This is a genomic window from Novosphingobium colocasiae (genome assembly GCF_014652555.1).
In the GTDB taxonomy this organism is placed as follows: Bacteria; Pseudomonadota; Alphaproteobacteria; order Sphingomonadales; family Sphingomonadaceae; genus Novosphingobium; species Novosphingobium colocasiae.
Map to the genome: position 1 here is coordinate 1 of NZ_BMZA01000002.1, position 22,808 is coordinate 22,808.

Here is a 22,808-nt window from a genome sequence, read left to right on the forward strand (position 1 = left end):
TGAACGGCTTCAGCCCCTCCGCATGATCCTACCGGCGTCAGCCGGTATGTCATTCAGTAGGCATCGTGACCGCCCGCGATGAACTGACGATCGACATGGATCGCGGCGCACTGTGGCTGCGTGTGCAGGACTTCACCAAGCTTGCCGCAGAGGCCCTGCGCGATAAGTATAAGTTGGGCGAGGACGCACGGGATTGGACCGTCGAAGGGGCTAAGGCCGATGTAACGGTGAACTTTGGTCAAAACTATCTAATGCCAATTGCCTACCGCCCGTTCGATACGCGCTGGACCTATTACACTGGCAATTCGCGTGGTTTTCTCTGCTATCCGCGTGAAGAAGTCATGCGCCATTTGGCAGACCACGAGAACATCTCAATGATGTTGCCGAAGCAGACCAAGGACGGTCTGGGTGCATTGGTATGCGCCCACATTGCCGGACACAAAGCTTTCAGCGGATTCGATATTACATCAAATCTCCCGCTTTACCTCTACCCCCACCCTAATTACCCAAGATATACTGATACCGGCCATTTGGACGAATCCATCCACGTTAATTTCGATCTCGAGCTATATGCCCAAATCCGCAAGGCGGCTGGCCTCACATCCCCGCTGACCAAACCCGATGGCACCGATACCTTCCGCAAGGCCACCGGCAATGCCCGCCCCGATGAGGTCAAGGTATTCGATTACATCTATGGCGTGCTGCACAGCCCCGCCTATCGCGCGCGCTATGCCGAGTTCCTGAAGATCGGCTTCCCCCGCATCCCTTTCCCGGCCAGCCCGGAGAGCTTCCGCGCGATCAGCGAAAAGGGCGAGGCGCTGCGCCGCCTGCATCTAATGGAAGATGCCGCCATCGGCGCAACGCCCTATCCCTTCCACGGCGATGGCGACAGCGTGCTGGACAAGCCGCGCCATGAAAACGGCCAAGTCTGGATCAATGCGGACCAGTATTTTGACGGCGTGCCCGCGATTGCGTGGGACTTCCACATCGGCGGCTATCAGCCCGCGCAAAAGTGGCTGAAAGACCGCAAGGGCCGCGCCCTGACCTATGACGACATCCGCCACTATCAGCGAATTATCAAAATTTTGGCCGAAACCGACCGCATCATGCGCACCATTGAAGTGCCACTGGATTGAGCGGCAGCGCCATGGATAAGCGCGCCGAAGCCGCCACTGCCGCACTGGACATCATGCGCGAATGGGACTGGCAACACTGGTATGATGATGCTTGCGATTACAACGCCCCAAAGAGCTTGAGCTTGATAGTAAACCGGCTGGCTTTGGAAGGCATCGTCAGGCCCGCCGAGGCAGTCCTGACGCTGTTGTGCAGAGGCGAGCTTACGGCATGGGGAGACTACCAGTGGCGGAAATATCAACATGGCGATTTCTATCATCTTGAAGGCACTCAAGAGATTTTGAAGCCACTGCGCTGGCAAGCCCTCGCTGACTCAATCGCCGAGGAATTTCGGAGTTTGGCGGGGAATGAGTGGCCGAGCCACACAGTGGACCTAGAGCGACTCGGCATAAAGGCGTGCGCCCGTTATGAATGGGAGTTTGGCGATAATCGCTTCAGTATCGCCGTTTGTCCGCCGGACACGGACACGTGGTCATCGAATTATCTGGAAGAGTGGTACTCGGCTTGGAATATCGATGTCCGTCTGAGCAATCCGAAGCCGATTCTAAGCGAGAATTTGCCAGAGCCGGAAACCGTCCAGTTCACGCCCAACACTAATAAGGGCGGACGTCCACCCGCTGCCGATTGGGAATTGGCGGCACTGGAAATGGCCGGCCGCTACTATCGCGGCGACTTTAAACCCCATACTATTGCCGACGTGGGCCGCGAGCTTGCCTCATGGCTTGCCAGTCAGGACTTGCACCCGTCTGATTCCGTTGTCCGGACCCACGCCAAGCGCATTTTCGATGCCTTTCGGGCTTGGGAGAAGGAGTAATAAAAACCCGGTTTCAGGCAGTTTTTGCGGGTAACCGGCGGACCAGCCGTCCGCATCCAGAGCAGGTTAGCCCCGTTCGCAAATGAACGGAGACTTTCCCATGAATACCGCAAGCCCGACGATTGAACCGCTGGCCTATTCCGTCCGCGAAGCCTGCCGCATTTCGTCGCTAGGCCGTACCCGGTTGTACCAGTTGATCGGCGAAGGGCGGCTGGAAGCGCGCAAGATCGGCAGGCGCACCCTGATCCCCGCCGCCAGCCTGCGCGCGCTGATTGAAGGGCAGAGCTGATCGCCATGGCCCCGCAACGGGCCAAGCTGCACCGGGTCAAGCTCCACCGCATCTACAGTGCGGCGGAACTGGCAACCTGCCTTGGCGTCCACAAGAACACCGTGCTGCACTGGCAGGCCAACGGGCTGGTCCCTGTCAGCAAGGGCCGCCCCACGCTGTTTGACGGGGCGACGGTTCGCGCTTTCCTTGCCAAGCGTAAAGCCAGCCGCAAGCGGCCCTGTCCACCCGGCACGCTCTATTGCTTCAAGTGCCGCCAGCCGCGCGCGCCAGCTATGGGCATGGTCGAAGCCACCCGCCAGAATGCCACCACGGGCAACCTGATCGCCCTTTGCGAGGCCTGCGGCACCATGATGCACCGCCGCACCCGATTGGCCGCAATTCCGGCGATCATGCCCGATTTGGACGTCCAAATCAGGGAGGCAGGCCCACGCATATGTGAGCGCACCGAACCTTCCCTGAATTGTGACAACCGAAAGGACCGTTAGACCATGGCAAAACACAATGCCGCGAACGCCCGGATCAAGCGCGAATACTTCATCTATCTGAAGGAGGCGCAGCGCCGCGACGAAGGATCGATCGATGCCGTTGCCAAGGCGCTGGCGCGTTTTGAAGAGGCGAACGGGCATAGGGACTTCAAGACCTTTCACCGGGCGCAGGCGGTGGCCTTCAAGAGCAAGCTGGACAAGGAAACCGCTGTCCGCACCGGCAAGCCGCTGAGCCGGGCGACGGTTCATTCCACGCTGTCCGCCCTGCGCGCGTTCTTCGTCTGGCTGGCGGGCCAGCCCGGTTACAAGTCCCGCCTGTCCTATGCCGATGCCGACTATTTCAACCTGGCCGAAAAGGACGTGCGGATTGCCAAAGCGGCGCGGCACAAGGCGTTTCCGACGCTGGAACAGGTCCACCACGTCATCGCCACCATGCCGACCGGCGATTCCATCGAACTGCGCAACCGGGCGCTGGTGGCTTTTGCCCTGCTGACAGGCGCACGCGACGGGGCGCTGGCTTCGTTCCGGTTGAAGCATGTCGATCTGGTGCAAGGTCGCGTCGATCAGGACGCGCGCGACGTGCGGACGAAGGCCAGCAAGACCTTTGCGACATGGTTCTTCCCGGTTGGCGGTGACGCGCTCCAGATAGTGCGGGACTGGTGCGATCACCTGCGCAGCACCATGCTTTGGGGCGACGATGACCCGCTGTTCCCGCCCACGCAAATGGGGCTGGGCGAAAATGGCGGCTTTGCCCCGGTTGGCCTGCGCCGGGGAGAGTGCTGGCAGGGGGCCGGGCCGATCCGGGACATTTTCCGCAAAGCCTTTACGGCCGCTGGCCTACCCTATTTCAACCCGCATTCGCTGCGCGATACGCTGGTGCAGCTTGGCGAACAGGTCTGCACCACGCCGGAGCAATTCAAGGCATGGTCCCAAAACCTTGGGCACGAGCGGGTGATGACGACGCTTACGAGCTATGGAACCGTTGCCCCACACCGGCAGGCGGAATTGATCCGGGGCTTGGGAGCTGCGAAAGGCGCGGCTGGCAGGTTTGCATCCGGAGTTGATCCAGCCTTTGCCGCGCAATTCATGGCGATGATGCAAAATGTTGTCGGCGGGCAAAGTTAGAAGTCAGCTTGGCGTCCAGCCGCTCACTGCCTTTGCTCGATGATCGCAAGCCGCTATCATTTCTTGATGTGCAATCACTACCGCAACAATCCTGAAGCAATTTCGACCTGGCGCGAGTATATCGGCTGGGATTTGTATGATGGATTGCCGGAACCGGACCTCTGGCCGAAACGGCAGGCGCTGGTTGCCCGGACGGTGGAAGGCCGGAAGGCTTTGGATAAGATGGCGTGGGGGGTGCCGCTGGCGCTTGCCGGTAAACGCCCCGGCACCACGATAACCAAGCACGTTACCAATGTTCGCAATCTGGCCAGTCCGTTCTGGAAGGCGATCTTGGCGGAACCATTGCAGCGCTGCCTTGTGCCGTTCTCATCCTTTGCAGAACCACAAACCGGAGCGGGCAGGGCCGAACACTGGTTTACGGTAAACGACGCGCTGTTGTCTGCGTTCGCGGGGATTTGGCGGGCGAGCGATTCGGGCAACGTGTTCGCCTTCCTGACGTGCGAACCCAACCCGCTTGTTGCAGCGCTGCATCCCAAGGCGATGCCGGTGATCCTACATACGGATGATTATGACGAATGGCTTTCGGCTGACTACGCCGGGGCCTGTGAACTGGCAGTCCCTTATCCATCGCAAATGATGAAGGTGGAATGACGCTTCGCGCCCCTTAGCGTCCAGCCATAAGCTGCTGTTCCTTATGGCGGTCAAGCGCGATGCGGCTGGCCGTGGTGTGATAGAACAAATCCTGCACAAGATCGGTTTGGGCGGTTAGCGGGGGCTGGGGAATGTGGGGGCAGTCAACATTCCGTCGCGGCTATCTCGATCTTGTCGCTTTCGGCCTGTCCTCGCCCCAATAGTGTGGGGGAGAATGTGGGGGCGGAATTTTCCAGTCAATAAATTCACAAATAAATCAATTGATTGTGTCGGTAGTTCGATACAAGCCCTGGCCCTTCAACCCGACATCGCGGTTGCGGCCCGATCGACAGGGCCGGGCCACTGCCGGGGAATTTGGCCGGTGCCATTGCCCTCATGCCGGGCGGGGCCTAGATGGACCCGATGACGGACGATATTTTCAACAATCAGGGGCGCGGCGAAGCGTCGTGGAGCTGGCCTTCGGTGCATCCCGAAGGACGCAAGTTCGGGGCCATCGCCGGGGCGGTCGCGCTGGCGGGGTGGCTGGTGTTCGGCCCCTGGGTGGGCTGGCCGCTGACGGTGCTGACCTATTGCGTCTGTGCGTTCTTTCGCGATCCGGTGCGGGTCACCCCGCGCGACGACCGCGCGATCGTGGCCCCGGCCGACGGGCTGGTGACGCTGATCCGCAAGGTTGCCCCTCCGCGCGAACTGCTGGTCGATGACGGCAGCGGCCATGCGCCGATGAACCCCGAGCCGCTCACGCGCGTTTCGATCTTCATGAGCGTGTTCGATGTCCACATCAACCGTGCCCCGATCGGCGGATCGGTGCGGCGCGTGGTCTATATCCCCGGCAAGTTCGTCAACGCCGACCTCGACAAGGCGAGCGAGGAGAACGAGCGCCAGCATATCCTGATCGAGCGGGGCGATGGCCTGCGTGTCTGCTTCACGCAGATCGCCGGGCTGGTCGCGCGCCGCATCGTGCCGTTCGTCAAGCCGGGCGATATCGTTGCCGGAGGGCAGCGCATCGGGCTGATCCGCTTCGGCAGCCGGGTTGACGTCTATCTTCCCGCCGGGACCGAACCGCGCGTGCTGATGGGCCAGCGGATCATCGCCGGCGAAACCGTGCTCGGCATGGTCGGCGATGCGCCGGTGATCGAGGGCATCGCCCAGTGAGGCCGCGGCCGCGCCTTGCGTCCAGTCTGTCGATGCGCGCGGTCGTTCCCAACGCCATCACCGCCGCCGCGCTCTGTTCGGGGCTGACCGGCATCCGCTTTGCCATCGGCGGCGATTTCGACCGGGCGGTGCAGGCCGTGATCCTGGCGGGGGTGCTCGACGGGCTGGACGGCCGCGCCGCGCGCCTGCTCAAGGCACAGACGCGGTTCGGTGCCGAGCTGGACAGTCTGGCCGATGCGATCTCGTTCGGCGTTGCACCTGCGCTGATCGTCTATCTGTGGACCCTGCACCAGTTGCCCAGCCTGGGCTGGATCGCGGCGCTGGCTTTCGCGATTTGCTGCGTGCTGCGGCTGGCGCGGTTCAATTCGCGGCTCGACATCTTCGATCAGCCGCACAAGGCCGCCGGCTTCCTGACCGGGGTTCCCGCGCCGCTGGGGGCGGGCATGGCGTTTCTGCCGATGTACCTTTGGATCGCCAGCGGCCGACCCGAATTCGCGCAGCCGCTGATCGTGGCCGCCTGGGTTGCGCTGGTGGCGGTGCTTATGATTTCGAGCGTTCCGACCTTGAGCTGGCAACGGCTGCGTCCGCCACCGGGAATGCGCATCGCCGTGATCGCACTGGCCGGGCTGGTGGTCGCTGCGCTGCTGACCGAGCCCTGGCTGACGCTGGTGGCAGTCACGCTGGTCTATATCGCCTTGATCCCGGTCGGCCTTGCCACTTATGCCAGGGTCAAGCCGCGCATGAGGGCTGCGGCCACGCCAGCATCGGCCGATCCATATGGCGACGTCCTTCCGGCAAGCGACGAGCCGACACAGCCCTGAGCGAGGCGAGAGGAGCGGCACCGATCCGCTCGACTACGGCCCATTCTACCGTCAGCTCTCCGGAACAGCCTGCAAGCTGGTGGCGCAGGGCCAAGGCTTCACGTCCGCTTGCTGTCCAGGCCCGGATGATCGTGGCCAGCGCGGCGATAGCGGCAAGAGCGAACAGGGTGCTGGCGAACACGGTCATCGGGCTACCTCGCGAAAGGGATTGCCCGCCCCAAGGGGCAAGGCTGTTGACGGGCTGTGGACAACTTGTGGGAAACGCCGATTTGTTCTATCGATGTTCCTCTGCTCCATCTGTTCGCTGTTTGTTCTGTCGCTGTCAAGCGCGAATTTGCGCTTGGCATATGTGTAGCAAGAAGAGACCGCGCTCGCGTTCATCCATAACATCGGAAATGCGCCCGTTGCCCGCGTGACGTTCAGGCAAAGTGGACCACCTGATTCTGGCGTACCGCCGCGCGCATTGGCTTCGTCGCAAGGCTGCGCTGGGTCGCAATAGCAGGAAACGGGCCGAAGCTGCGCTTGCGGATCGGCGGCAGCGTCAGCCGGGTGCGGACCGGCAGGGTTTCCGGCACACCGTCAAGTTCGGCGCGCAGGGCGCGGTAGGCGGGGATGAGGGCGGTCCAGCAGCGCCACAGGATCATGATTGCCGTGGTCAGCGCGGCCATGAACAGGGCCGTGAACAGCAAGTTGGGCAGGGTCATGATGCTCATGCTTCGTCGCTCCGGTTGTCGTGCCCCCTTTGCTGACTTTGTGTGCCGGCTGTGCCGATCCTGATGTGGCGCGCCGCTGAACAGTCTTGTCTGTTGATCGGCTTAACCTATCGCAAAATGCGCCGCGCTGGACGCTGGTTCCGCCCTATCTGGTCCGTTTCGACGCAAACGCCGCGCTGTCCGGCGAAACTTCCCGCAAATCGGCGATGCAACCTTGCGCCAAAATGCTGGATTTCGCGGCGGAGGGGGGCTAAGGGCACCGGCGCAGGCGAATCGCAGGCTCCATGCGGGGCCGGCGGCGCGTCGATACAAATCCACATGGAAAGCACACATCCCGGTGCCGATCGTGGCCGGAGCTTTCGGGCTCTTGCGCGCGGTTCCAGCTTTCCAGAGGTCGAACCGGAAAGGAATTGAATTATGGCGGCTCCCGTCGTCACCATGTCGCAGCTTATCGAAGTCGGCGCTCACTTCGGCCACCAGACGCATCGCTGGAACCCGCGGATGAAGCCCTACATCTTCGGTGCCCGCAACGGCATCCACATCATCGATCTGTCGCAGACCGTGCCGCTGATGGCCCGCGCGCTCGACTTCATCGCGTCGACCGTCCAGGCCGGTGGCAAGGTGCTGTTCGTCGGCACCAAGCGCCAGGCGCAGGAGCCGATCGCCGAAGCCGCCCGTTCGTGCGGCCAGCACTTCGTCAACCACCGCTGGCTGGGCGGCATGCTCACCAACTGGAAGACCATCTCGGGCTCGATCAAGCGCTTCAAGTCGCTCGAAGAGCAGCTTTCGGGCGACATGTCGGGTTTCACCAAGAAGGAAATCCTGCAGATGACCCGCGAGCGCGACAAGCTTGAGCTGTCGCTGGGCGGCATCCGCGACATGGGCGGCATCCCGGACGTGATGTTCGTGATCGACGCCAACAAGGAAGACCTCGCCATCAAGGAAGCGAACGTGCTGGGTATCCCGGTCGTCGCCATCCTCGATTCGAACGTCTCGCCCGATGGCATCGCTTTCCCGATCCCGGCCAACGACGACGCCAGCCGCGCCGTGCGCCTCTATTGCGAAGCCGTTGCCCAGGCAGCGACCAAGGGCGGCCGCGAAGCGGTCATCACCAGCGGTGCCGATCTCGGCGCCATGGACGAGCCCGTCGCCGAGGCTGCTGTCGAAGCCTGAGCGCCCCGGCGCTGACGACACTTTCGTCATGGAATTGTCGCGCGCCGGGTCCAATGGGCCTGGCGCGCACCCATTTTGAGCATCCCTGCCAAGGGGGCTTTTCTAGCCAGAAGGATTTGAGCGATGGCTTACACCGCCGCTGACGTGAAGAACCTGCGCGAGCGCACCGGCGCCGGCATGATGGACTGCAAGAAGGCGCTGACCGAAACCAACGGCGATCTCGAAGCCGCGGTCGACGCGCTGCGCGCCAAGGGCTTGGCCGCCGCTGCCAAGAAGTCGAGCCGCACCGCGGCAGAGGGCCTGGTCGGCGTGGCCGTGACCGGAACCCGGGGCGTTGCCGTCGAGGTCAACTCGGAAACCGATTTCGTCGCCAAGAACGATCAGTTCCAGGATTTCGTGCGCAACACCACCGAAGTCGCCCTCAGCGTTTCGGGCGATGACGTCGAAGCGCTCAAGGCCGCTGCCTACCCCGCCGGCGGCACCGTCGGCGAGGCGCTGACCAACAATGTCGCCACCATCGGCGAAAACCAGCAGGTCCGCCGCCTCAAGACCGTCGAAGTCTCGGAAGGTCTCGTGGTGCCTTACATGCACAACGCCGCCGCCCCGAACCTCGGCAAGATCGGCGTGCTCGTCGCGCTCGAATCGGCCGCTCCCGCTGCCGCCCTTGAAGCGCTCGGCAAGCAGATCGCGATGCACATCGCCGCCGCTTTCCCGCTGGCGCTGACCGCTGACGACCTCGACGCCGAGCTGATCGAGCGCGAACGCAAGATCGCGCAGGAAAAGGCTGCCGAATCGGGCAAGCCCGAAGCGGTCCAGGCCAAGATGGTCGATGGCGCGATCGCCAAGTACGCCAAGGAAAACGCACTGCTCTCGCAGGTCTTCGTGATGGACAACAAGACCCCGATCCAGCAGGTCGTCGACGCTGCCGGCAAGGAAGCCGGCGCGAAGATCGTCCTCAAGGACTACGTGCGCTTCCAGCTTGGCGAAGGCATCGAAAAGGAAGTCACCGACTTCGCGGCCGAAGTGGCTGCGGCGGTCGCCGGCTGATTTCCAGCCGGTTCCTTCGGGAACGGAACAACAAGGGCCCGGGAAGTGCATTCGCTTCCCGGGCCCTTGTTGTTCACATCACATCGAAGATCACGAATAGCAGTCCGATCACGCCCCATTGGAAGGCTATCCCGATCAGGAGGCATATCCAGGCTTCTCGACTTTTTCGTCGGTAACCGCGCGCGCCAAGTATAATCGCCGGCCAGAAACTGAACGGGCCGATTACTATCAAGACGATGCGCGCTAGCGTGCTAAGCGGCAGATCGGGCCGAAGGGCTTCCGCACGGTCTCGTAACTCTTCATGCTCAAGTGCGGTGGTGACAAAATCTTCCGCCAGCCCGCGTCGCGCGATCTCGTTACGGGCGGCCGCCATTGCAGCCTGCTCGTAATCGTCTGTATCGCCATGAGCGATCAGCACCAGTTCGTCGTCGGTCAGCCCCTGCATCGTCGATTCAAAGCTGTCGGTCACAGTTACCCCTGTCAGTCCGAACTGTTTGAGGCAGCCGGTTCGGCTACCTGAGCGAACTTTCGCATTCCATCATCACGCGTAAGACTTGCTTCGGTCAATACCAACCCCTTGGCAATCCGCGCCTGTCACCCTAAAGCCGCACCCGACCCCAGTCCCCAGGAGATCGTGCGGCATGTCGACCACCCTCTACAAGCGCGTCCTGCTCAAGCTTTCGGGCGAAGTCTTGATGGGGAACCAGGCATTCGGCATCGATCCCGATTTCGTCGCCGAGATGGCGCAGGAGATCAAGGAAGCGCGCGATAGCGGGCTGGAGATCTGCCTGGTCATCGGCGGGGGCAATATCTTTCGCGGCATGGCCGGGGCGGCCAAAGGCATGGACCGCGCGCAGGCTGATTACATGGGCATGCTGGCGACCGTGATGAACGCGCTGGCGATGCAGAACGCACTGGAAAAGCTGGGCGTGCACACCCGCGTGCAATCCGCGATCGAGATGGACAAGGTTTGCGAACCGGTGATCCGCCGCCGGGCCGAGCGGCATCTGGAAAAGGGCAGGGTGGTGATCTTCGCCGCCGGTGTCGGCGCGCCTTATTTCACCACCGATAGCGGCGCGGCGCTGCGGGCTGCGGAAATGCGCTGCGATGCATTGCTCAAGGGCACCAGTGTGGATGGCGTCTATGACAGCGATCCCAAGACGAATGCCGATGCAAAGCGTTATGAAACAGTCAATTATGATACGGTCCTCGCCGATAATCTGAAGGTGATGGACGCTTCCGCCGTGGCCCTGTGCCGCGATAACGCGATCCCGATCGTCGTCTTCTCGATCCGCGAGAAGGGCAATCTTGCCCGGATCCTGGCGGGCGAGGGGACCAAGACGATCGTCCAGAAAGGAGCCTGACCCATGGCCAAGTACGACAAGGCCGATCTTGAGCGCCGGATGAAGGGGGCGGTCGAATCGCTGCGGCATGATCTGTCGGGCCTGCGCACCGGGCGGGCCAACACGGCGCTGCTCGAACCGATCCAAGTCGAGGTCTACGGCGCGATGATGCCGATCGTCCAGGTGGCGACGATTTCCGCCCCGGAACCGCGCATGCTTTCGGTGCAGGTGTGGGACAAATCGAACATCAGCCCGGTCGAAAAGGCGATCCGCTCTGCCGGTCTGGGGCTCAACCCGATCAACGATGGCAACACCCTGCGCCTGCCGATCCCGGACCTGACCGAGGAACGCCGCAAGGAACTGGCCAAGCTGGCCGGGCAGTATGCGGAAAAGGCCCGTGTCGCCATTCGCAACGTCCGCCGCGACGGCATGGAAAACCTCAAGACCGACGAGAACAAGAAGGAAATCTCGGAAGACGACCGCAAGCGCGGCGAGACCGAGGTGCAGAAGCTGACCGACGAGACGATCAAGTCGGTCGATGAGGTGTTCGCGTCGAAGGAAAAGGAAATCCTCGGCAAGTGACCCGGCTGCGGGGCACTTGCGGGGGCAGGACGGGATGAGCAAGCCGGAACCGGGGCGCGTGCGGCACGTCGCCATCATCATGGACGGCAACGGCCGCTGGGCCAAGAAACGCCTGCTGCCCCGCGCGCTGGGGCACCAGAAGGGCGTGGAGGCGGTGCGCCGCGTGGTCCGCGGCGCGCGCGAGCTGGGGCTGGAAGCGCTGACGCTCTACGCCTTTTCGACCGAGAACTGGGGCCGGCCCGAGGACGAGGTTGCCGACCTGATGGGGCTGATGAAGCGCTTCATCCTGTCCGACCTGGAAGAGTTCGCGCAGGCTGGTGTGCGGCTCAAGATCATCGGCGATTACAAGGCCTTCAAGCCCGATGTTGTCGAACTGATCGAAGGCGCGCTGGCGCGCACGGCGGCCAATACCGGCACGACCATGGTGGTCGCCCTCAACTATGGCAGCCATGACGAGATTGCCCGCGCCGCCCGCTCTGCTGCCGCGAAAGGCGCGATCACGCCCGAGACGATCGCGGCCGAACTGGACACCGCCGACCTGCCGCCGCTCGACCTCCTGATCCGCACTTCGGGCGAGGTGCGGCTGTCGAACTTCCTGCTGTGGCAGGCGGCCTACGCCGAGATGCTGTTCACCGATGTGCTGTGGCCCGATTTCACCGTGGACCACTTGCGCGACGCCATCGCCGAATTCGGCCGCAGGGACCGGCGCTATGGCGGACGCTGAGGCACCCGCCCCGAAGCGCTCGGACCTCGGCCCGCGCACCGCCTCGGCGGTGGTGATGATCGCGGTTGCCGGCACCGCGCTGTGGCTGGGGAGCATGGTCTGGACGCTGTTCGTCGCGCTGGTCAGTGCCGGGGTGATGTGGGAATGGATCCGCATCGCCCGCGCGGGAACGCCTCACCCGGTGGCGCGCGGCCTGTGGAACGCGGGCGGGATCGTCTATGTCGGCATCGCCGGGCTGACGCTGGTCGAACTGCGCGGCGCTGACGGGGGGCTGCATCTGGTTCTGACCGTGGTCGGCGCGGTGATCGCTACCGACATCGGTGCCTATTTCGCCGGCCGGACGTTCGGTGGCCCGAAGATTGCCCCGCGCATCAGCCCGTCGAAAACCTGGTCCGGGCTGCTGGGCGGCATGACTGCAGCTTCAGCCGTGCTGGCCGGCCTCACTTTATACGCGGCGCGCGTGCCCGGGCTGGCAGGGATCGAACGCATGGCCTGGATACCGGCGCTTTACGGCGCACTGCTGGCGGTGGTCGCGCAAGTGGGGGACTTCTTCGAAAGCTGGATGAAGCGGCGCGCCGGGGTGAAGGACTCATCTCGTCTCATTCCCGGTCACGGCGGGCTGTTCGACCGGGTGGATGGTCTGCTATCGGTCTGCTTCGTGCTGGGCCTGTTCTACATCGCGCTGAAAGCGCAAGGCTACACCTGATGGTGCGCAGCCTGTCCGTGCTCGGAGCCACCGGTTCGATCGGGGCGTCGACGCTCGATCTCGTGCGCCGCAACCGTGCCGACTGGCGGGTGGTCGCGCTCACCGCGAACTCCAGCGTGCTCGACCTTGCCCGGCTCGCGCGCGAATTTTCCGCCGAACTCGCCGTCGTTGCCGACGAAACGCAGCTTCCCGCCCTGCGCGAGGCGCTGGCCGGCAGCGGCATTGCGGTTGCGGGCGGCCCGCAGGCGGTGGTCGAGGCCGCGGCCCGTGGGGCTGACGTCACCGTGGCGGCGATTGTCGGCTGCGCCGGGCTTGCGCCGACGATGGCGGCGATCGAGCAGGGCGGCGTGATCGCGCTGGCCAACAAGGAAGCGCTGGTGTCCGCCGGCGAGGTGATGACGGCGGCGGTGACCCGGCATGGGGCCACGCTGTTGCCGATCGATTCCGAACACAATGCCATCTTCCAGTGCCTGTCCGGCAACGATCTCGATCACGTCCGCTCGATTACCCTCACGGCCAGCGGCGGGCCGTTTCGTGACTGGTCGGCCGAGCGGCTGAGCGCCGCCACCCCCGCCGAAGCGGTCCGCCATCCCAACTGGGACATGGGGGCCAAGATCAGCGTCGACAGCGCGACGATGTTCAACAAGGGCCTTGAACTGATCGAGGCGCATTACCTGTTCCCGGTCGGCCTCGATCGGCTGCGGATCATCGTCCATCCGCAGTCAGTGGTGCATTCGATGGTCGAGTATCGCGACGGGTCGACGCTGGCGCAGCTTGGCCCATCGGACATGCGCGTGCCGATCGCATCGGCGCTGGCCTGGCCGGGGCGGATGGACACGCCGTGCGCGCCGCTCGATCTGGCGGCGATCGGCGAGCTGACCTTTCGCGCGCCCGATGAAGAGCGCTTCCCCGCCACCCGCCTGGCGCGGCAGGCGGCAGAGGCGGGCGGGGCCATCCCCGCCGTGCTCAATGCGGCCAACGAAGTGGCGGTGGCGGCGTTCCTTGCCGGTCAGATTGCGTTCACCCGGATTGCCGCACAGGTGGACCATGTGCTCGGCTGCTTCGCGCCCGCGCCGCCCGCGAGCCTGGCGGACGTGCTGGCCGTTGACGCCGAAGCCAGGGCGCGGACGCGCGAGCTTGCCGCCAGTGCCTGACCCTCTTTCCTTTCGGGGAGTTTTCCCAAGTTGACCGCATCACCCGGCCTGATCACCACGCTGTTCGCTTTCCTGCTGGTGCTGGGGCCGCTGGTGCTGATCCATGAACTCGGCCACTATCTGGTCGGCCGCCTGTTCGGGGTAAAGGCCAACGCCTTCTCGATCGGCTTCGGCAAGGAACTGTTCGGGTGGACCGACCGGCGCGGCACCCGCTGGAAGATTTCCGCCGTGCCACTGGGCGGCTACGTCCAGTTCGCGGGCGACATGAACCCGGCCAGTGCCGCCGCCGATGACAGCAACCTGACCCCGCAAGAGCGGTCGGAGACGTTCCACGTCAAGCCGCTGTGGCAGCGCGCGCTGATCGTGCTGGCGGGGCCGCTGACCAACCTGATCCTCGCGATCCTTATCTTCGCGGCGTTCAGCTTCGCCTATGGCAAGATCGTTGCCGATCCGATCGTCTATGGTTTTGCCGAAACCTCCGATGCGCGCGATGCCGGGCTGCGGGTGCAGGATCGCATCGTCGCGGTCGATGGCAACAACGTAGAGACGCCTTACGATATCGGCCAGTACGTGACCCCTTATCCCGGCCGTACCGTCGCGCTGGCGGTCGATCGCGATGGCCGGCGCGTCGTCGTTCCGGTGCGGTTGCACGATCGCACCGTGCGCGACCAGTTCGGCAACGAAGGGCGGATCGCCGATCTCGGCATCGATTTCGCCCCGGCGGTGATCGGCCACTTTGCGGTCGATTCCCCGGCGCACAAAGCCGGGCTCAAGATCGGTGACCGGCTGCTGGCGGTGGACGGCAAGGCGGTCAACGGCTTTGCAGCGCTGGCTGAAACCATCGCGACGATGCCGGGCCGGACGGTCGTCGTCACTGTGGCGCGGGGTGACGAGCGGCTGACGGTGCCGGTCACGCTGGCAGCGGTGCCCACGGTCGGCCCGGACGGCAAGCCCACTACCATCGGCAGGCTGGGCGTGCGCAACTCGCGCGGGCTGATCGAACCGGTCGGCGTGGGCGAGGCGCTGCAGCTTGGCGTGACGCAAAGCTGGAGCACCATGCGCATGATGGGGGCTGGAATCGGCCAGATCTTCAGCGGCGAACGGTCGGTCAAGGAACTGGGCGGCCCGATCAAGATCGCCAAGTATTCGGGCGAGCAGTTCAGCCTTGGCTGGGAAGAATTCGTGGCCTTCGTCGGGCTCATCTCGATTAACTTGGCATTCATCAACCTCCTGCCAATTCCGGGCCTCGACGGCGGGCATCTGGCTTTCTACGCAGCCGAATGCATCCGTCGCAAACCGCTGGGTCTGCGCAGCCAGGAATGGGCGATCCGGACAGGTGTGGCGCTGGTTCTGGCGCTCATGCTGTTCGTCACCGTCAACGATCTGGTGTCGCTGCCGATATTCGGCGGGTGAGGGGGCGTTCATCACCTTTTTCGGGGGATAGCGCCAAGGAAAATGCGGGGAACGGGCCGCGTCCGGGATTGGCTGCTTGATCGCATCCGCTCCATCGGGCAGATGGCTGCGATTGTCCGCCCGTGCGCCGGCTTCATGCCGGTTGCGCGGGCATTCATCAGGGTCTTGCGTGCCAGCCGGGCTGCCGCAAGTGCGCTAACAGGATTTTGCGTAGAATGACGGGACGGGAAATGGTTGGCAGCACGAAAGCGCGCCCGGTGACGAAGCTTGCCGCGGCATTGCTGGCAACCACGATCATCGGTGGGATGCCTGCCGTCGCTGCGGCGCAGGACGCCGCCGCTGCCGCCACGGCAGCACCCCCGCCCGCCGCCGCGCCGGCAGTTGTCCAGCGAATCGATTCCATCCAGGTCACCGGTGCCGAACGGCTCGAACCGCAGACGGTGATGTCGTACATCGATCTGCGCGTCGGCCAGCCCTATACGGCCGCCGCTGCCGACAAGGCGCTCAAGGACCTTTACGCGACCGAGTTGTTCACCAACGTCCAGGTCACGAACGATGCCGGCAAGGTGACCATCCAGGTTCAGGAAAACCCGGTCGTCAACCGCATCATCCTTGAAGGCAACAAGCGCATCAAGGACGACAAGATCCTGCCGGAGATCAAGGTCGCCGCGCGCCAGATCTTCACCCGGTCCAAGGTCCGCGCCGATGTTGCCCGCATCATCGAGCTGTACAAGCGCCAGGGTCGCTACGCCGCCACGGTTGAACCCAAGATGGTCATGCTCGACCAGAACCGGGTCGATATCGTGTTCGAGATCACCGAGGGCGACAAGTCCAAGGTCCGCCAGATCAACATCATCGGCAACGACAAGTTTTCGGACGGCAAGCTGCGCGGCGAGATGGTCACCAAGGAGGCTGGGCTCACCAAGATCTTCAGCTCCGCCACCAGCTATGATCCCGATCGCATGGCGTTCGACCAGCAGAAGCTGCGCCAGTTCTACCTGACCGAGGGTTATGCCGATTTCCGCGTCGTTTCGGCCGTGGCCGAACTGACGCCGGACAAGAAGGACTTCATCATCACTTACGTGGTGGAGGAAGGGAAGCGCTACAAGTTCGGCGATGTCAAGGTGGACAGCCAGTTGCGCGATTTCGATGGCGACAAGCTGGCCTCCGGTCTGCCGATGAAGAAGGGCGACTGGTACAACGCCAAGATGGTCGAAGACACCATCGACCGCCTGAACGAGACCGCCGGCGCGTTCGGCTATGCCTTCGCCGATGTGCGCCCGCAGTACGATCGCAACAAGGAAGACCTCACCATGGGTCTGACCTTCGTGATCGCCGAGGCCCCGCGCGTCTATGTCGAGCGGATCGACATCAACGGCAACACGCTGACCCAGGACAAGGTGGTACGCCGCGAATTCCGTCTGGCCGAAGGCGATGCGTTCAACTCGCTGCAGGTCAAGCGTTCGACCAACCGCATCAAGTCGCTGGGCTATTTCCAGGAAAAGTTCGAAGTCGAACAAAAGCCGGGATCGGCACCCGATCGCATCATCCTCGAAGCCAACGTGGAAGAAAAGCCGACCGGCGAACTCCAGCTTTCTGCCGGCTTCTCCAGCCTTGAAAGCTTCATCTTCCAGGCCTCGATCCAGCAGCGCAACTTCCGCGGGCGCGGGCAGACGATCGGCCTTTCCGGCAGCTATTCGCGCTATTCCAAGAGCGTGCAGACCAGCTTCGTCGAACCCTACCTGTTCGACAAGAACGTGTCGCTCGGCGTCGATATCTACCGCCGCGATTACAACAGCTTCAACTATGCGAACTCCGATCGCAACACGACTTACCAGCAATCGACCACCGGTTTCCAGGTTCGCGCCGGCGTCCCGCTGACCGAATATCTGACCACGGTCGGTCGTTATACGCTCAACTACGACGACGTGACGCTCGACAAGGGCACCTATTACTCGATCGATTCCAGCGGCAAGCTGTCATGCGATCCGTTGCGCGCCGGCCGTTACCTGTGCGATGCGATCGGCAAGCGGCTGAGTTCGATTGCCGGGCTGTCGCTGATCTACGACACGCTCGACAACCGGGTGCGTCCGACGCGCGGCATCACCGCTTCGGTCAATGTCGATGTCGCGGGGCTGGGCGGCGATGTCCACTACATCCGCGGGCGGCTGAATGCCTCGAAGTTCTTCCCGCTCTACAAGGGCTTCATCTTCTCGCTCTCGGGTGAAGGCGGTGCCATCAAGGGCTGGGGGGGTGACGATATCCGCCTGACCGACCGTTTCTACCTGGGAGAGCCGCAGTTGCGCGGTTTCGGCATCCGCGGCGTGGGTCCGCGCGTGATCCGCCAGTATTACAGCAAGACGACGACGGGGACGCCGCCGGTCACCACGGTTGAAGAGACGACCGACACCGACGACGCGCTGGGTGGCCGTTTCTACTATCAGGCACGCGCCGAACTGGAGATTCCGCTGGGATCGGGTGCCAAGGAACTGGGCCTTCGTCCGTCCATTTTCGCGGATGCCGGCGCGGTCTGGAGCATCAAGAGCCCCAATCTTTCGCAATGCGATCCCAATCAGCCGGACAAGCCGGAATGCTTCTTCGGGTCGCGTAACAGCTCGGGCCAGCAACTCTACTATCCGGTGAAGGCCGACGGCACTTTTGACACCACCACAACCACAACCGATCCGACGAATGCCAGCGGGGTCGCCAACCAGGCTATCGGCTCGCGGCAGTACTTCACCGAAACCTATGTCGGCGATTCGTGGAAGCCGCGCCTTGCCGTGGGTATCGGCGTGAACTGGAACTCGCCCTTCGGGCCGTTCCGCATCGATTTCTCGAAGGTTATCCTCAAAGAGAAGGGTGATAACCCCAAGACCTTCACTTTCAACGTGGGAACCCAATTCTGATGCGTAACTCGTTCAAGACGGCGCTTCTCGCCGCAACCACCCTGCTCGTCCTCGCCGGCACGCAGCCCGCGCTCGCCAAGGACAAGGACAAGGCGGCTCCCGCCGCTGCTCCGGCCGCCACTGGAACCATCGCCCAAGGCATCGGCATCGCCGATATCGAAGCGATCGTCGCCAATTCGTCGGCGCAGCAGACCGCCGCGACCCAGCGTCAGACCACGTACAAGGCCCAGTTCGACGCGGCCAAGGCCAAGGAAGATCAGCTCAACGCCCAGCTCAAGCCGCTGGTCGACAAGTTCAACGCCGATCGCGCCGCCGCCAAGCCCAACAATGCGCTGCTGCAGCAGGAACTGGAACAGCTCCAGGGCATCCAGAACCAGGGCAAGCAGGACATCCAGAAGATCCTGATGCCGGTCGGCATGTCGCAGGCCTATGTCCAGGAACAGATCGAGGGCAAGCTGAACGACGCGATCAAGAACGCGATGACCAAGAAGGGCGTCTCGCTCCTGCTTGCGCCGGATTCGGTGATCGCGGCCAATGGCGGCGCTTACTACCTCAATCAGGACATCCTGAACGAACTGAACGCGCTGATCCCGGCCGCGCAGCTTGTGCCGCCCGCCGGCTGGGAACCGCGCCAGGTCCGTGAAGCCAAGGCTCAGCAGGCTGCGGCCCAGGGTCAGCAGCCCGCCGCGCCCGCCACCGGTGGCCGCTGAGCCAGGCTGATCCGTCCATGAGCGAGCTTGCCGAGCCTTACGATACCGCAAAGATCCTGGCGGCGCTTCCGCACCGCTATCCGATGTTGCTGGTCGACCGTGTCGTCTCGATTTCCGACGAGGAGATCGAGGCGGTCAAGGCGGTCAGCTTCAACGAAGGGTTCTTTCAGGGCCATTTCCCCGGCCGTCCGATCATGCCCGGCGTCCTCCAGATTGAGGCGCTGGCGCAGGCGGCGGGGATTCTGGCGATCGAAAGCCTCGGCCTCGCCGGGACCGGCAAGCTGGTCTATTTCATGGCGATCGAGGAAGCCAAGTTCCGCGCTCCGGTCACCCCCGGCAACCTGCTGACCCTGCGTGCCGGCTTCGTCCAGAAGCGCGCACGGGTTTGCAAGTTCTGGGGCAAGGCGTCGATCGAGGACAAGGTGACTTGCGACGTCAATTTCACGGCGATGATCGCGGACGGTTGACGGCATCCGGGGGCAGGGCCACTCGCGCCTTGCTTTTTGCCCGATCCGGCGCTATGCGCGCCGCTTTCCGAAAGCAGGCCGGTCGGAACCGGCCACATGCGAAAGAGTAAGACCATGAAGGCCGATACCCATCCCGATTACCACATGATCACGGTCCAGATGACCGATGGCAGCACGTTCCAGACCCGTTCGACCTGGGGTTCGGAAGGTGATACGCTGGTGCTCGACATCGATCCCACCTCGCACCCGGCCTGGACCGGCGGCAAGGCGCAGTTGCAGGATGGTGGCCGCGTGGCCCAGTTCAACAAGCGTTTCGGCGGTCTCTCGCTCAACAAGAAGTAAGCGAACCACCGGTGCCGCCCGCATCGCGGGTGGTCGATATGCAAACGGGCGGTCCCTGCGGGCCGCCCGTTTTCGTTTGGGGAGCGCCTTTACAGCCCGAAGCCGCTATCCATCAGGTCGTGCCATTCACGGCGTTCGACCGGCACCGGGTGGAGGAACTCCATCCCGGCGGTATCATCGCGCACCCAGCGCACGATCGCGTCGAGCATCGGGTGGTCGTTCAGGCCGATCGACAGGATGCGGCCCTGATGCAGGCGATCGCTGTCGCCGCGAATGCAGCAGCCGTGCAGCGATACGTCGGTAAGCTGGACGGAAGTGCGGCTGCCCGAGGCGAACTGCAGCATGACCGTGACCGCCGAATTGTGGCGCGTTTCGCGGCGGCGCTCGAACGGATCGTCGTCGATCTCGGACTGAAACCTCATCAGCGGCATGTTCACGCGATCACGTCCTGTTCTCGTACCGCTCCGGGTATCCGGAGGCACTGTTATCGATTGCAACCCGGCTGATCGGCGCTGCCGGCGTCACCTGCATCTTGGCGGATTTGCCTTACTGCCCGGTAAACGCCATAGAAGGGGGACAGGCGGGGGAGATGCCGCAAACGGCATCCGGGTGAAACCAAGCCGCGAACGACCGGGCTGAGGAGCCGGGCCGGGCGCGGCGTCTGCACCAAACGGGCCCGGCCGATCGCGGCGGGTCCGCAACCGGAGGATTTCATGACCAGCCTTATCCGCCTTGCCGCCGCCGGGAGCATGCTGCTCGCCGGCTGTGTCGCTCATGCCGATGCCCCGCCCGCACCGCCGCCCGCCGCCGCGCCGCTTACCGTCAAGGCCAGCGTGATCGGCCTCGACGGCGCGACGCTCGGCACGGTGACCCTGACCGACGCGCCGACCGGGGTGCTGATCAGCACGGATCTCGCCGGTCTGCCCGCCGGCGATCACGGCTTTCACTTCCACGAAACCGGGCTGTGCGATGCCGCTACCAAGTTCGCCTCGGCCGGGGCCCATTTCGCGGCGGGCGGCATGGCGCACGGGCTGATGGCGATGGGCGGGCCGCATGGCGGTGACATGCCGAACCAGCATGTCGGCTCGGACGGCAAGCTCGTCAGCCAGGTGTTCAATTCCGGCGTCACGCTGCGGGCAGGGCCGCATTCGCTGCTTGATGCCGATGGCTCGGCGCTGGTGATCCATGCCGTGGCGGATGATTATACCAGCCAGCCGGCCGGAGCCGCCGGTGCCCGCATCGCCTGCGCGGTCATCAAGCCCGCGAGCTAACCCCAGGGCCGCTCGCGGTACCAGCGGGTGATGACGTACTTGCGCCCCCGGCGAACCTTCATCGCGTGATGGAGGGTCGCCGGATTGGGCCGACCATCAGGGCGGCGATTGTTCCAGGCGACGAGCTTGCCGGTTTCGGGCTGGATGATCTTGTCGATCGCCTTGAACCGCGTCGCCCCGCCGGCGGCCACGTCGTTGAGATAGACCATGAAGGTCCAGGTGCGCTGCCCGGCGATGGCGCAGTATTTCTGGAAGTCCGGGTTGCCCGGCTCGAAATAGTCGGTGTGGGCCTTGAACTCCTGCCCCACTTCGTAGCGCTGCCCCTGCAAGGGTTCGCCATATTGCGGGTCGATGCCCGAAATCTGCGTAAACCTCGCGGTCAGCGCGGCGACCAGCGGCTCATCGAAGCTCAGATCGCAGGTCGAACTGGTGCGGAAGGCGGAATCGCCGTTGCTGTCGGCCACGGTAGAGGGGCGATGCTGGCGCTCGATCAGGTCGATCAGCCCGGCACACATCTCCGGATCGAGAAACCCGCGCTGGACGAACATCTCGACCCGGCCATCGGGCACGCGCTGCATATCGGCGTGCGCCATCAGGAAGGCGGGGAACGATTCGCCATCGAAAGTCGCATCGGGATTCATGCCGGCCTTTTATCGCGCCGCCTGCCGCATGAGAATGTCCCGGTTGCAGCACCGTCCGCTTTTTTGGGTGCCCGGCGTTTTTTCCTTGGCAACCCGACGTGCCTCGTGCAAAGGCCCGCTCCCACGCCGGTCGCTTCGTGAAGCGGCTCCGTGCGGCGTTTCCGCGAGGTCTGACGACCGCGGGAATGGCAGAATATGGCGATCGTAGCTCAGTTGGTTAGAGCGCCGGTTTGTGGTACCGGAGGTCGTGGGTTCGAACCCCATCGATCGCCCCATTCTTCCCCTTTGCCGCCGCCAAGGCCTAATGTCCTACCAAGGTCTCCCTGCCTGACGCTGAAAGGCGTTGGTAAGCAGGCGTTGTTGATCGCGGTCACTTGCGTCCACCGCACAGGATACTAGAAGCGCGCCTGTCATGCACGGCTTTGCCAACCCCGCCCGTTTCCTGCGCATCGCCCGCTGGCTGATGCCGCTGTGCATGGGCGTGGGAATCGTGCTCACCGCCGTCGCGCTGGGCTGGGGGCTGTTCGTGGTCCCGCCCGAACGGTTGCAGGGTGAAACGGTGCGCATCCTGTTCCTCCACGTCCCCGCCGCTTGGCTGGGCATGGCGGGGTGGATGGGCATTGCCGCCGCTTCGTTCACCGAAGTGGTCTGGCGTCATCCGCTGGCTGCCATCGCCGCGCGGGCCTGCGCGGTGCCGGGCGCGCTGTTCACGGCGATCTGCCTCGTTACCGGTTCGCTGTGGGGCCGTCCCGCCTGGGGCACCTGGTGGGTATGGGACGGACGGCTGACCAGCATGCTGGTGCTGCTGTTTCTCTATTTTGGCTGGCTGGCGCTGGCCCGCGCCAGCGAAGGCGTGGAAGGCGGCGCGGCGCGCGCTCCGGCCATTTTCGGGCTGGTTGGCGCGGTCAATATCCCGATCATCCATTATTCCGTGATCTGGTGGAAAGTCCAGCACCAGCCCCCCAGCATCACCATGGGCAAATCGGCGATCGACGGCGCGTTCCTGTGGCCGCTGCTGGCGGCAACGCTGGGTTTTACCCTGATCTTTGCCGGTGTCGTGCTGGCGCGGATGCGTGCCTTGCTGGCCAGCCAGCAGGCCGAGGCACGGCTGCGCCGCAAGGCCATGGCCGAAGTGGAGTTCTGAC

26 protein-coding genes and 1 tRNA gene are annotated in these 22,808 nt (G+C 63.8%); 23 read left to right on the top strand and 4 right to left on the bottom strand.

The genetic code is table 11. The annotated features are described in order from the left end of the window. Nucleotides 1–62 precede the first annotated feature (62 nt). The 8 genes from IE122_RS03755 to IE122_RS03790 all read left to right on the top strand — a co-directional run bounded on the left by IE122_RS03755 (nt 63) and on the right by IE122_RS03790 (nt 6,471). A complete protein-coding gene (locus IE122_RS03755) occupies nt 63–1,136 on the top strand; it encodes a type ISP restriction/modification enzyme (RefSeq protein WP_268249006.1) in 1,074 nt (357 codons plus the stop codon). An 11-nt stretch (nt 1,137–1,147) separates the two neighbouring features. Continuing rightward, nucleotides 1,148–1,948, top strand: coding sequence for a hypothetical protein (locus IE122_RS03760; protein WP_189619784.1), 801 nt, complete (start codon nt 1,148–1,150; stop codon nt 1,946–1,948). A 100-nt stretch (nt 1,949–2,048) separates the two neighbouring features. Next, nucleotides 2,049–2,237, top strand: coding sequence for a helix-turn-helix domain-containing protein (locus IE122_RS03765; RefSeq protein WP_189619785.1), 189 nt, complete (start codon nt 2,049–2,051; stop codon nt 2,235–2,237). A 5-nt stretch (nt 2,238–2,242) separates the two neighbouring features. Continuing rightward, the gene (locus tag IE122_RS03770; RefSeq protein WP_189619786.1) at nt 2,243–2,722 is read left to right on the top strand and encodes a helix-turn-helix domain-containing protein; all 480 of its coding nucleotides are present in this window, start codon (nt 2,243–2,245) and stop codon (nt 2,720–2,722) included. Between the two features lie 3 nt (nt 2,723–2,725). Beyond that, nucleotides 2,726–3,847, top strand: coding sequence for a tyrosine-type recombinase/integrase (locus IE122_RS03775; RefSeq protein ID WP_189619787.1), 1,122 nt, complete (start codon nt 2,726–2,728; stop codon nt 3,845–3,847). Nucleotides 3,848–3,886: 39 nt separating this feature from the next. After that, the gene (locus IE122_RS03780; RefSeq protein WP_229813734.1) at nt 3,887–4,498 is read left to right on the top strand and encodes an SOS response-associated peptidase family protein; all 612 of its coding nucleotides are present in this window, start codon (nt 3,887–3,889) and stop codon (nt 4,496–4,498) included. Between the two features lie 402 nt (nt 4,499–4,900). Beyond that, entirely contained in the window at nt 4,901–5,650 is a 750-nt protein-coding gene (locus IE122_RS03785) for a phosphatidylserine decarboxylase (RefSeq protein ID WP_189619788.1), read from the top strand. 32 nt (nt 5,651–5,682) lie between these two features. Next, complete coding sequence (locus tag IE122_RS03790; protein WP_189619789.1) at nt 5,683–6,471, top strand: CDP-alcohol phosphatidyltransferase family protein; 789 nt, start codon at nt 5,683–5,685, stop codon at nt 6,469–6,471. 419 nt (nt 6,472–6,890) lie between these two features. Here the strand turns inward: IE122_RS03790 and IE122_RS03795 are convergent, their stop codons facing one another. Further along, nucleotides 6,891–7,184, bottom strand: a complete 294-nt coding sequence (locus tag IE122_RS03795) for a hypothetical protein (protein WP_189619790.1) — start codon at nt 7,182–7,184, stop codon at nt 6,891–6,893. 417 nt (nt 7,185–7,601) lie between these two features. On the opposite strand from IE122_RS03795, the gene rpsB reads away from it, so the two are divergent. Next, complete coding sequence (rpsB, locus tag IE122_RS03800; protein WP_189619791.1) at nt 7,602–8,357, top strand: 30S ribosomal protein S2; 756 nt, start codon at nt 7,602–7,604, stop codon at nt 8,355–8,357. Nucleotides 8,358–8,480: 123 nt separating this feature from the next. Next, nucleotides 8,481–9,404, top strand: coding sequence for a translation elongation factor Ts (tsf, locus tag IE122_RS03805; RefSeq protein ID WP_189619792.1), 924 nt, complete (start codon nt 8,481–8,483; stop codon nt 9,402–9,404). Between the two features lie 73 nt (nt 9,405–9,477). Here the strand turns inward: tsf and IE122_RS03810 are convergent, their stop codons facing one another. Next, a complete protein-coding gene (locus IE122_RS03810) occupies nt 9,478–9,873 on the bottom strand; it encodes a hypothetical protein (protein ID WP_189619793.1) in 396 nt (131 codons plus the stop codon). Nucleotides 9,874–10,045: 172 nt separating this feature from the next. Between IE122_RS03810 and pyrH the strand changes: the two genes are divergently transcribed. The 10 genes from pyrH to rpmE all read left to right on the top strand — a co-directional run bounded on the left by pyrH (nt 10,046) and on the right by rpmE (nt 19,751). After that, entirely contained in the window at nt 10,046–10,768 is a 723-nt protein-coding gene (pyrH, locus tag IE122_RS03815; RefSeq protein WP_189619794.1) for a UMP kinase, read from the top strand. 3 nt (nt 10,769–10,771) lie between these two features. Further along, entirely contained in the window at nt 10,772–11,329 is a 558-nt protein-coding gene (gene frr, locus IE122_RS03820) for a ribosome recycling factor (RefSeq protein WP_189619795.1), read from the top strand. Nucleotides 11,330–11,363: 34 nt separating this feature from the next. After that, entirely contained in the window at nt 11,364–12,053 is a 690-nt protein-coding gene (gene uppS / locus IE122_RS03825; RefSeq protein ID WP_189619796.1) for a polyprenyl diphosphate synthase, read from the top strand. Next, complete coding sequence (locus tag IE122_RS03830) at nt 12,040–12,759, top strand: phosphatidate cytidylyltransferase (RefSeq protein ID WP_189619797.1); 720 nt, start codon at nt 12,040–12,042, stop codon at nt 12,757–12,759. Before uppS ends, IE122_RS03830 begins: the two co-directional genes overlap by 14 nt. Next, nucleotides 12,759–13,913, top strand: coding sequence for a 1-deoxy-D-xylulose-5-phosphate reductoisomerase (locus IE122_RS03835; protein ID WP_189619798.1), 1,155 nt, complete (start codon nt 12,759–12,761; stop codon nt 13,911–13,913). Before IE122_RS03830 ends, IE122_RS03835 begins: the two co-directional genes overlap by 1 nt. Before the next feature lie 30 nt (nt 13,914–13,943). Beyond that, nucleotides 13,944–15,326 carry an RIP metalloprotease RseP gene (rseP, locus tag IE122_RS03840; RefSeq protein WP_189619799.1) on the top strand — a complete coding sequence of 461 codons (1,383 nt, stop codon included), beginning with the start codon at nt 13,944–13,946 and terminating at the stop codon, nt 15,324–15,326. Between the two features lie 215 nt (nt 15,327–15,541). Then, on the top strand, nt 15,542–18,232 hold the full coding sequence (bamA, locus tag IE122_RS03845) for an outer membrane protein assembly factor BamA (protein ID WP_373299106.1): 2,691 nt from the start codon (nt 15,542–15,544) through the stop codon (nt 18,230–18,232). Continuing rightward, nucleotides 18,232–18,942 (top strand): OmpH family outer membrane protein, encoded by a 711-nt coding sequence (locus IE122_RS03850; protein WP_189619801.1) that lies wholly within the window; start codon nt 18,232–18,234, stop codon nt 18,940–18,942. The genes bamA and IE122_RS03850 overlap by 1 nt, the downstream gene beginning before the upstream one ends. Nucleotides 18,943–18,959: 17 nt before the next feature. After that, nucleotides 18,960–19,409, top strand: a complete 450-nt coding sequence (gene fabZ / locus IE122_RS03855; RefSeq protein WP_189619802.1) for a 3-hydroxyacyl-ACP dehydratase FabZ — start codon at nt 18,960–18,962, stop codon at nt 19,407–19,409. Nucleotides 19,410–19,523: 114 nt separating this feature from the next. Beyond that, nucleotides 19,524–19,751, top strand: a complete 228-nt coding sequence (rpmE, locus tag IE122_RS03860; protein ID WP_189619803.1) for a 50S ribosomal protein L31 — start codon at nt 19,524–19,526, stop codon at nt 19,749–19,751. 89 nt (nt 19,752–19,840) lie between these two features. On the opposite strand, the gene IE122_RS03865 is transcribed toward rpmE, so the two are convergent. Further along, nucleotides 19,841–20,173 (bottom strand): PilZ domain-containing protein, encoded by a 333-nt coding sequence (locus tag IE122_RS03865; protein WP_189619804.1) that lies wholly within the window; start codon nt 20,171–20,173, stop codon nt 19,841–19,843. A 291-nt stretch (nt 20,174–20,464) separates the two neighbouring features. Between IE122_RS03865 and IE122_RS03870 the strand changes: the two genes are divergently transcribed. Then, nucleotides 20,465–21,022, top strand: coding sequence for a superoxide dismutase family protein (locus tag IE122_RS03870; protein WP_189619805.1), 558 nt, complete (start codon nt 20,465–20,467; stop codon nt 21,020–21,022). Here the strand turns inward: IE122_RS03870 and IE122_RS03875 are convergent. Further along, on the bottom strand, nt 21,019–21,663 hold the full coding sequence (locus tag IE122_RS03875; RefSeq protein ID WP_373299107.1) for a prolyl hydroxylase family protein: 645 nt from the start codon (nt 21,661–21,663) through the stop codon (nt 21,019–21,021). The genes IE122_RS03870 and IE122_RS03875 overlap by 4 nt on opposite strands. A gap of 198 nt (nt 21,664–21,861) precedes the next feature. On the opposite strand from IE122_RS03875, the gene IE122_RS03880 reads away from it, so the two are divergent. Next, nucleotides 21,862–21,938 (top strand) — tRNA-His (locus IE122_RS03880). A 137-nt stretch (nt 21,939–22,075) separates the two neighbouring features. Next, nucleotides 22,076–22,807, top strand: a complete 732-nt coding sequence (ccmC, locus tag IE122_RS03885) for a heme ABC transporter permease CcmC (protein ID WP_189619806.1) — start codon at nt 22,076–22,078, stop codon at nt 22,805–22,807. The last annotated feature ends 1 nt before the right edge of the window (nt 22,808 follow it).

Bases quoted from the DNA above. Each gene is read 5' to 3' on its own strand.
- ccmC (WP_189619806.1), top strand. From the start codon at position 22,076: ATGCACGGCTTTGCCAACCCCGCCCGTTTCCTGCGCATCGCCCGCTGG.
- IE122_RS03770 (WP_189619786.1), top strand. From the start codon at position 2,243: ATGGCCCCGCAACGGGCCAAGCTGCACCGGGTCAAGCTCCACCGCATC.
- IE122_RS03830 (WP_189619797.1), top strand. From the start codon at position 12,040: ATGGCGGACGCTGAGGCACCCGCCCCGAAGCGCTCGGACCTCGGCCCG.
- pyrH (WP_189619794.1), top strand. From the start codon at position 10,046: ATGTCGACCACCCTCTACAAGCGCGTCCTGCTCAAGCTTTCGGGCGAA.
- rpsB (WP_189619791.1), top strand. From the start codon at position 7,602: ATGGCGGCTCCCGTCGTCACCATGTCGCAGCTTATCGAAGTCGGCGCT.
- IE122_RS03785 (WP_189619788.1), top strand. From the start codon at position 4,901: ATGACGGACGATATTTTCAACAATCAGGGGCGCGGCGAAGCGTCGTGG.
- IE122_RS03850 (WP_189619801.1), top strand. From the start codon at position 18,232: ATGCGTAACTCGTTCAAGACGGCGCTTCTCGCCGCAACCACCCTGCTC.
- IE122_RS03775 (WP_189619787.1), top strand. From the start codon at position 2,726: ATGGCAAAACACAATGCCGCGAACGCCCGGATCAAGCGCGAATACTTC.
- IE122_RS03790 (WP_189619789.1), top strand. From the start codon at position 5,683: ATGCGCGCGGTCGTTCCCAACGCCATCACCGCCGCCGCGCTCTGTTCG.
- IE122_RS03795 (WP_189619790.1), bottom strand. From the start codon at position 7,184: ATGAGCATCATGACCCTGCCCAACTTGCTGTTCACGGCCCTGTTCATG.
- bamA (WP_373299106.1), top strand. From the start codon at position 15,542: ATGACGGGACGGGAAATGGTTGGCAGCACGAAAGCGCGCCCGGTGACG.
- IE122_RS03870 (WP_189619805.1), top strand. From the start codon at position 20,465: ATGACCAGCCTTATCCGCCTTGCCGCCGCCGGGAGCATGCTGCTCGCC.
- rpmE (WP_189619803.1), top strand. From the start codon at position 19,524: ATGAAGGCCGATACCCATCCCGATTACCACATGATCACGGTCCAGATG.
- IE122_RS03835 (WP_189619798.1), top strand. From the start codon at position 12,759: ATGGTGCGCAGCCTGTCCGTGCTCGGAGCCACCGGTTCGATCGGGGCG.
- IE122_RS03780 (WP_229813734.1), top strand. From the start codon at position 3,887: ATGATCGCAAGCCGCTATCATTTCTTGATGTGCAATCACTACCGCAAC.
- IE122_RS03760 (WP_189619784.1), top strand. From the start codon at position 1,148: ATGGATAAGCGCGCCGAAGCCGCCACTGCCGCACTGGACATCATGCGC.
- fabZ (WP_189619802.1), top strand. From the start codon at position 18,960: ATGAGCGAGCTTGCCGAGCCTTACGATACCGCAAAGATCCTGGCGGCG.
- IE122_RS03765 (WP_189619785.1), top strand. From the start codon at position 2,049: ATGAATACCGCAAGCCCGACGATTGAACCGCTGGCCTATTCCGTCCGC.
- tsf (WP_189619792.1), top strand. From the start codon at position 8,481: ATGGCTTACACCGCCGCTGACGTGAAGAACCTGCGCGAGCGCACCGGC.
- IE122_RS03875 (WP_373299107.1), bottom strand. From the start codon at position 21,663: ATGAATCCCGATGCGACTTTCGATGGCGAATCGTTCCCCGCCTTCCTG.
- IE122_RS03865 (WP_189619804.1), bottom strand. From the start codon at position 20,173: ATGAGGTTTCAGTCCGAGATCGACGACGATCCGTTCGAGCGCCGCCGC.
- frr (WP_189619795.1), top strand. From the start codon at position 10,772: ATGGCCAAGTACGACAAGGCCGATCTTGAGCGCCGGATGAAGGGGGCG.
- uppS (WP_189619796.1), top strand. From the start codon at position 11,364: ATGAGCAAGCCGGAACCGGGGCGCGTGCGGCACGTCGCCATCATCATG.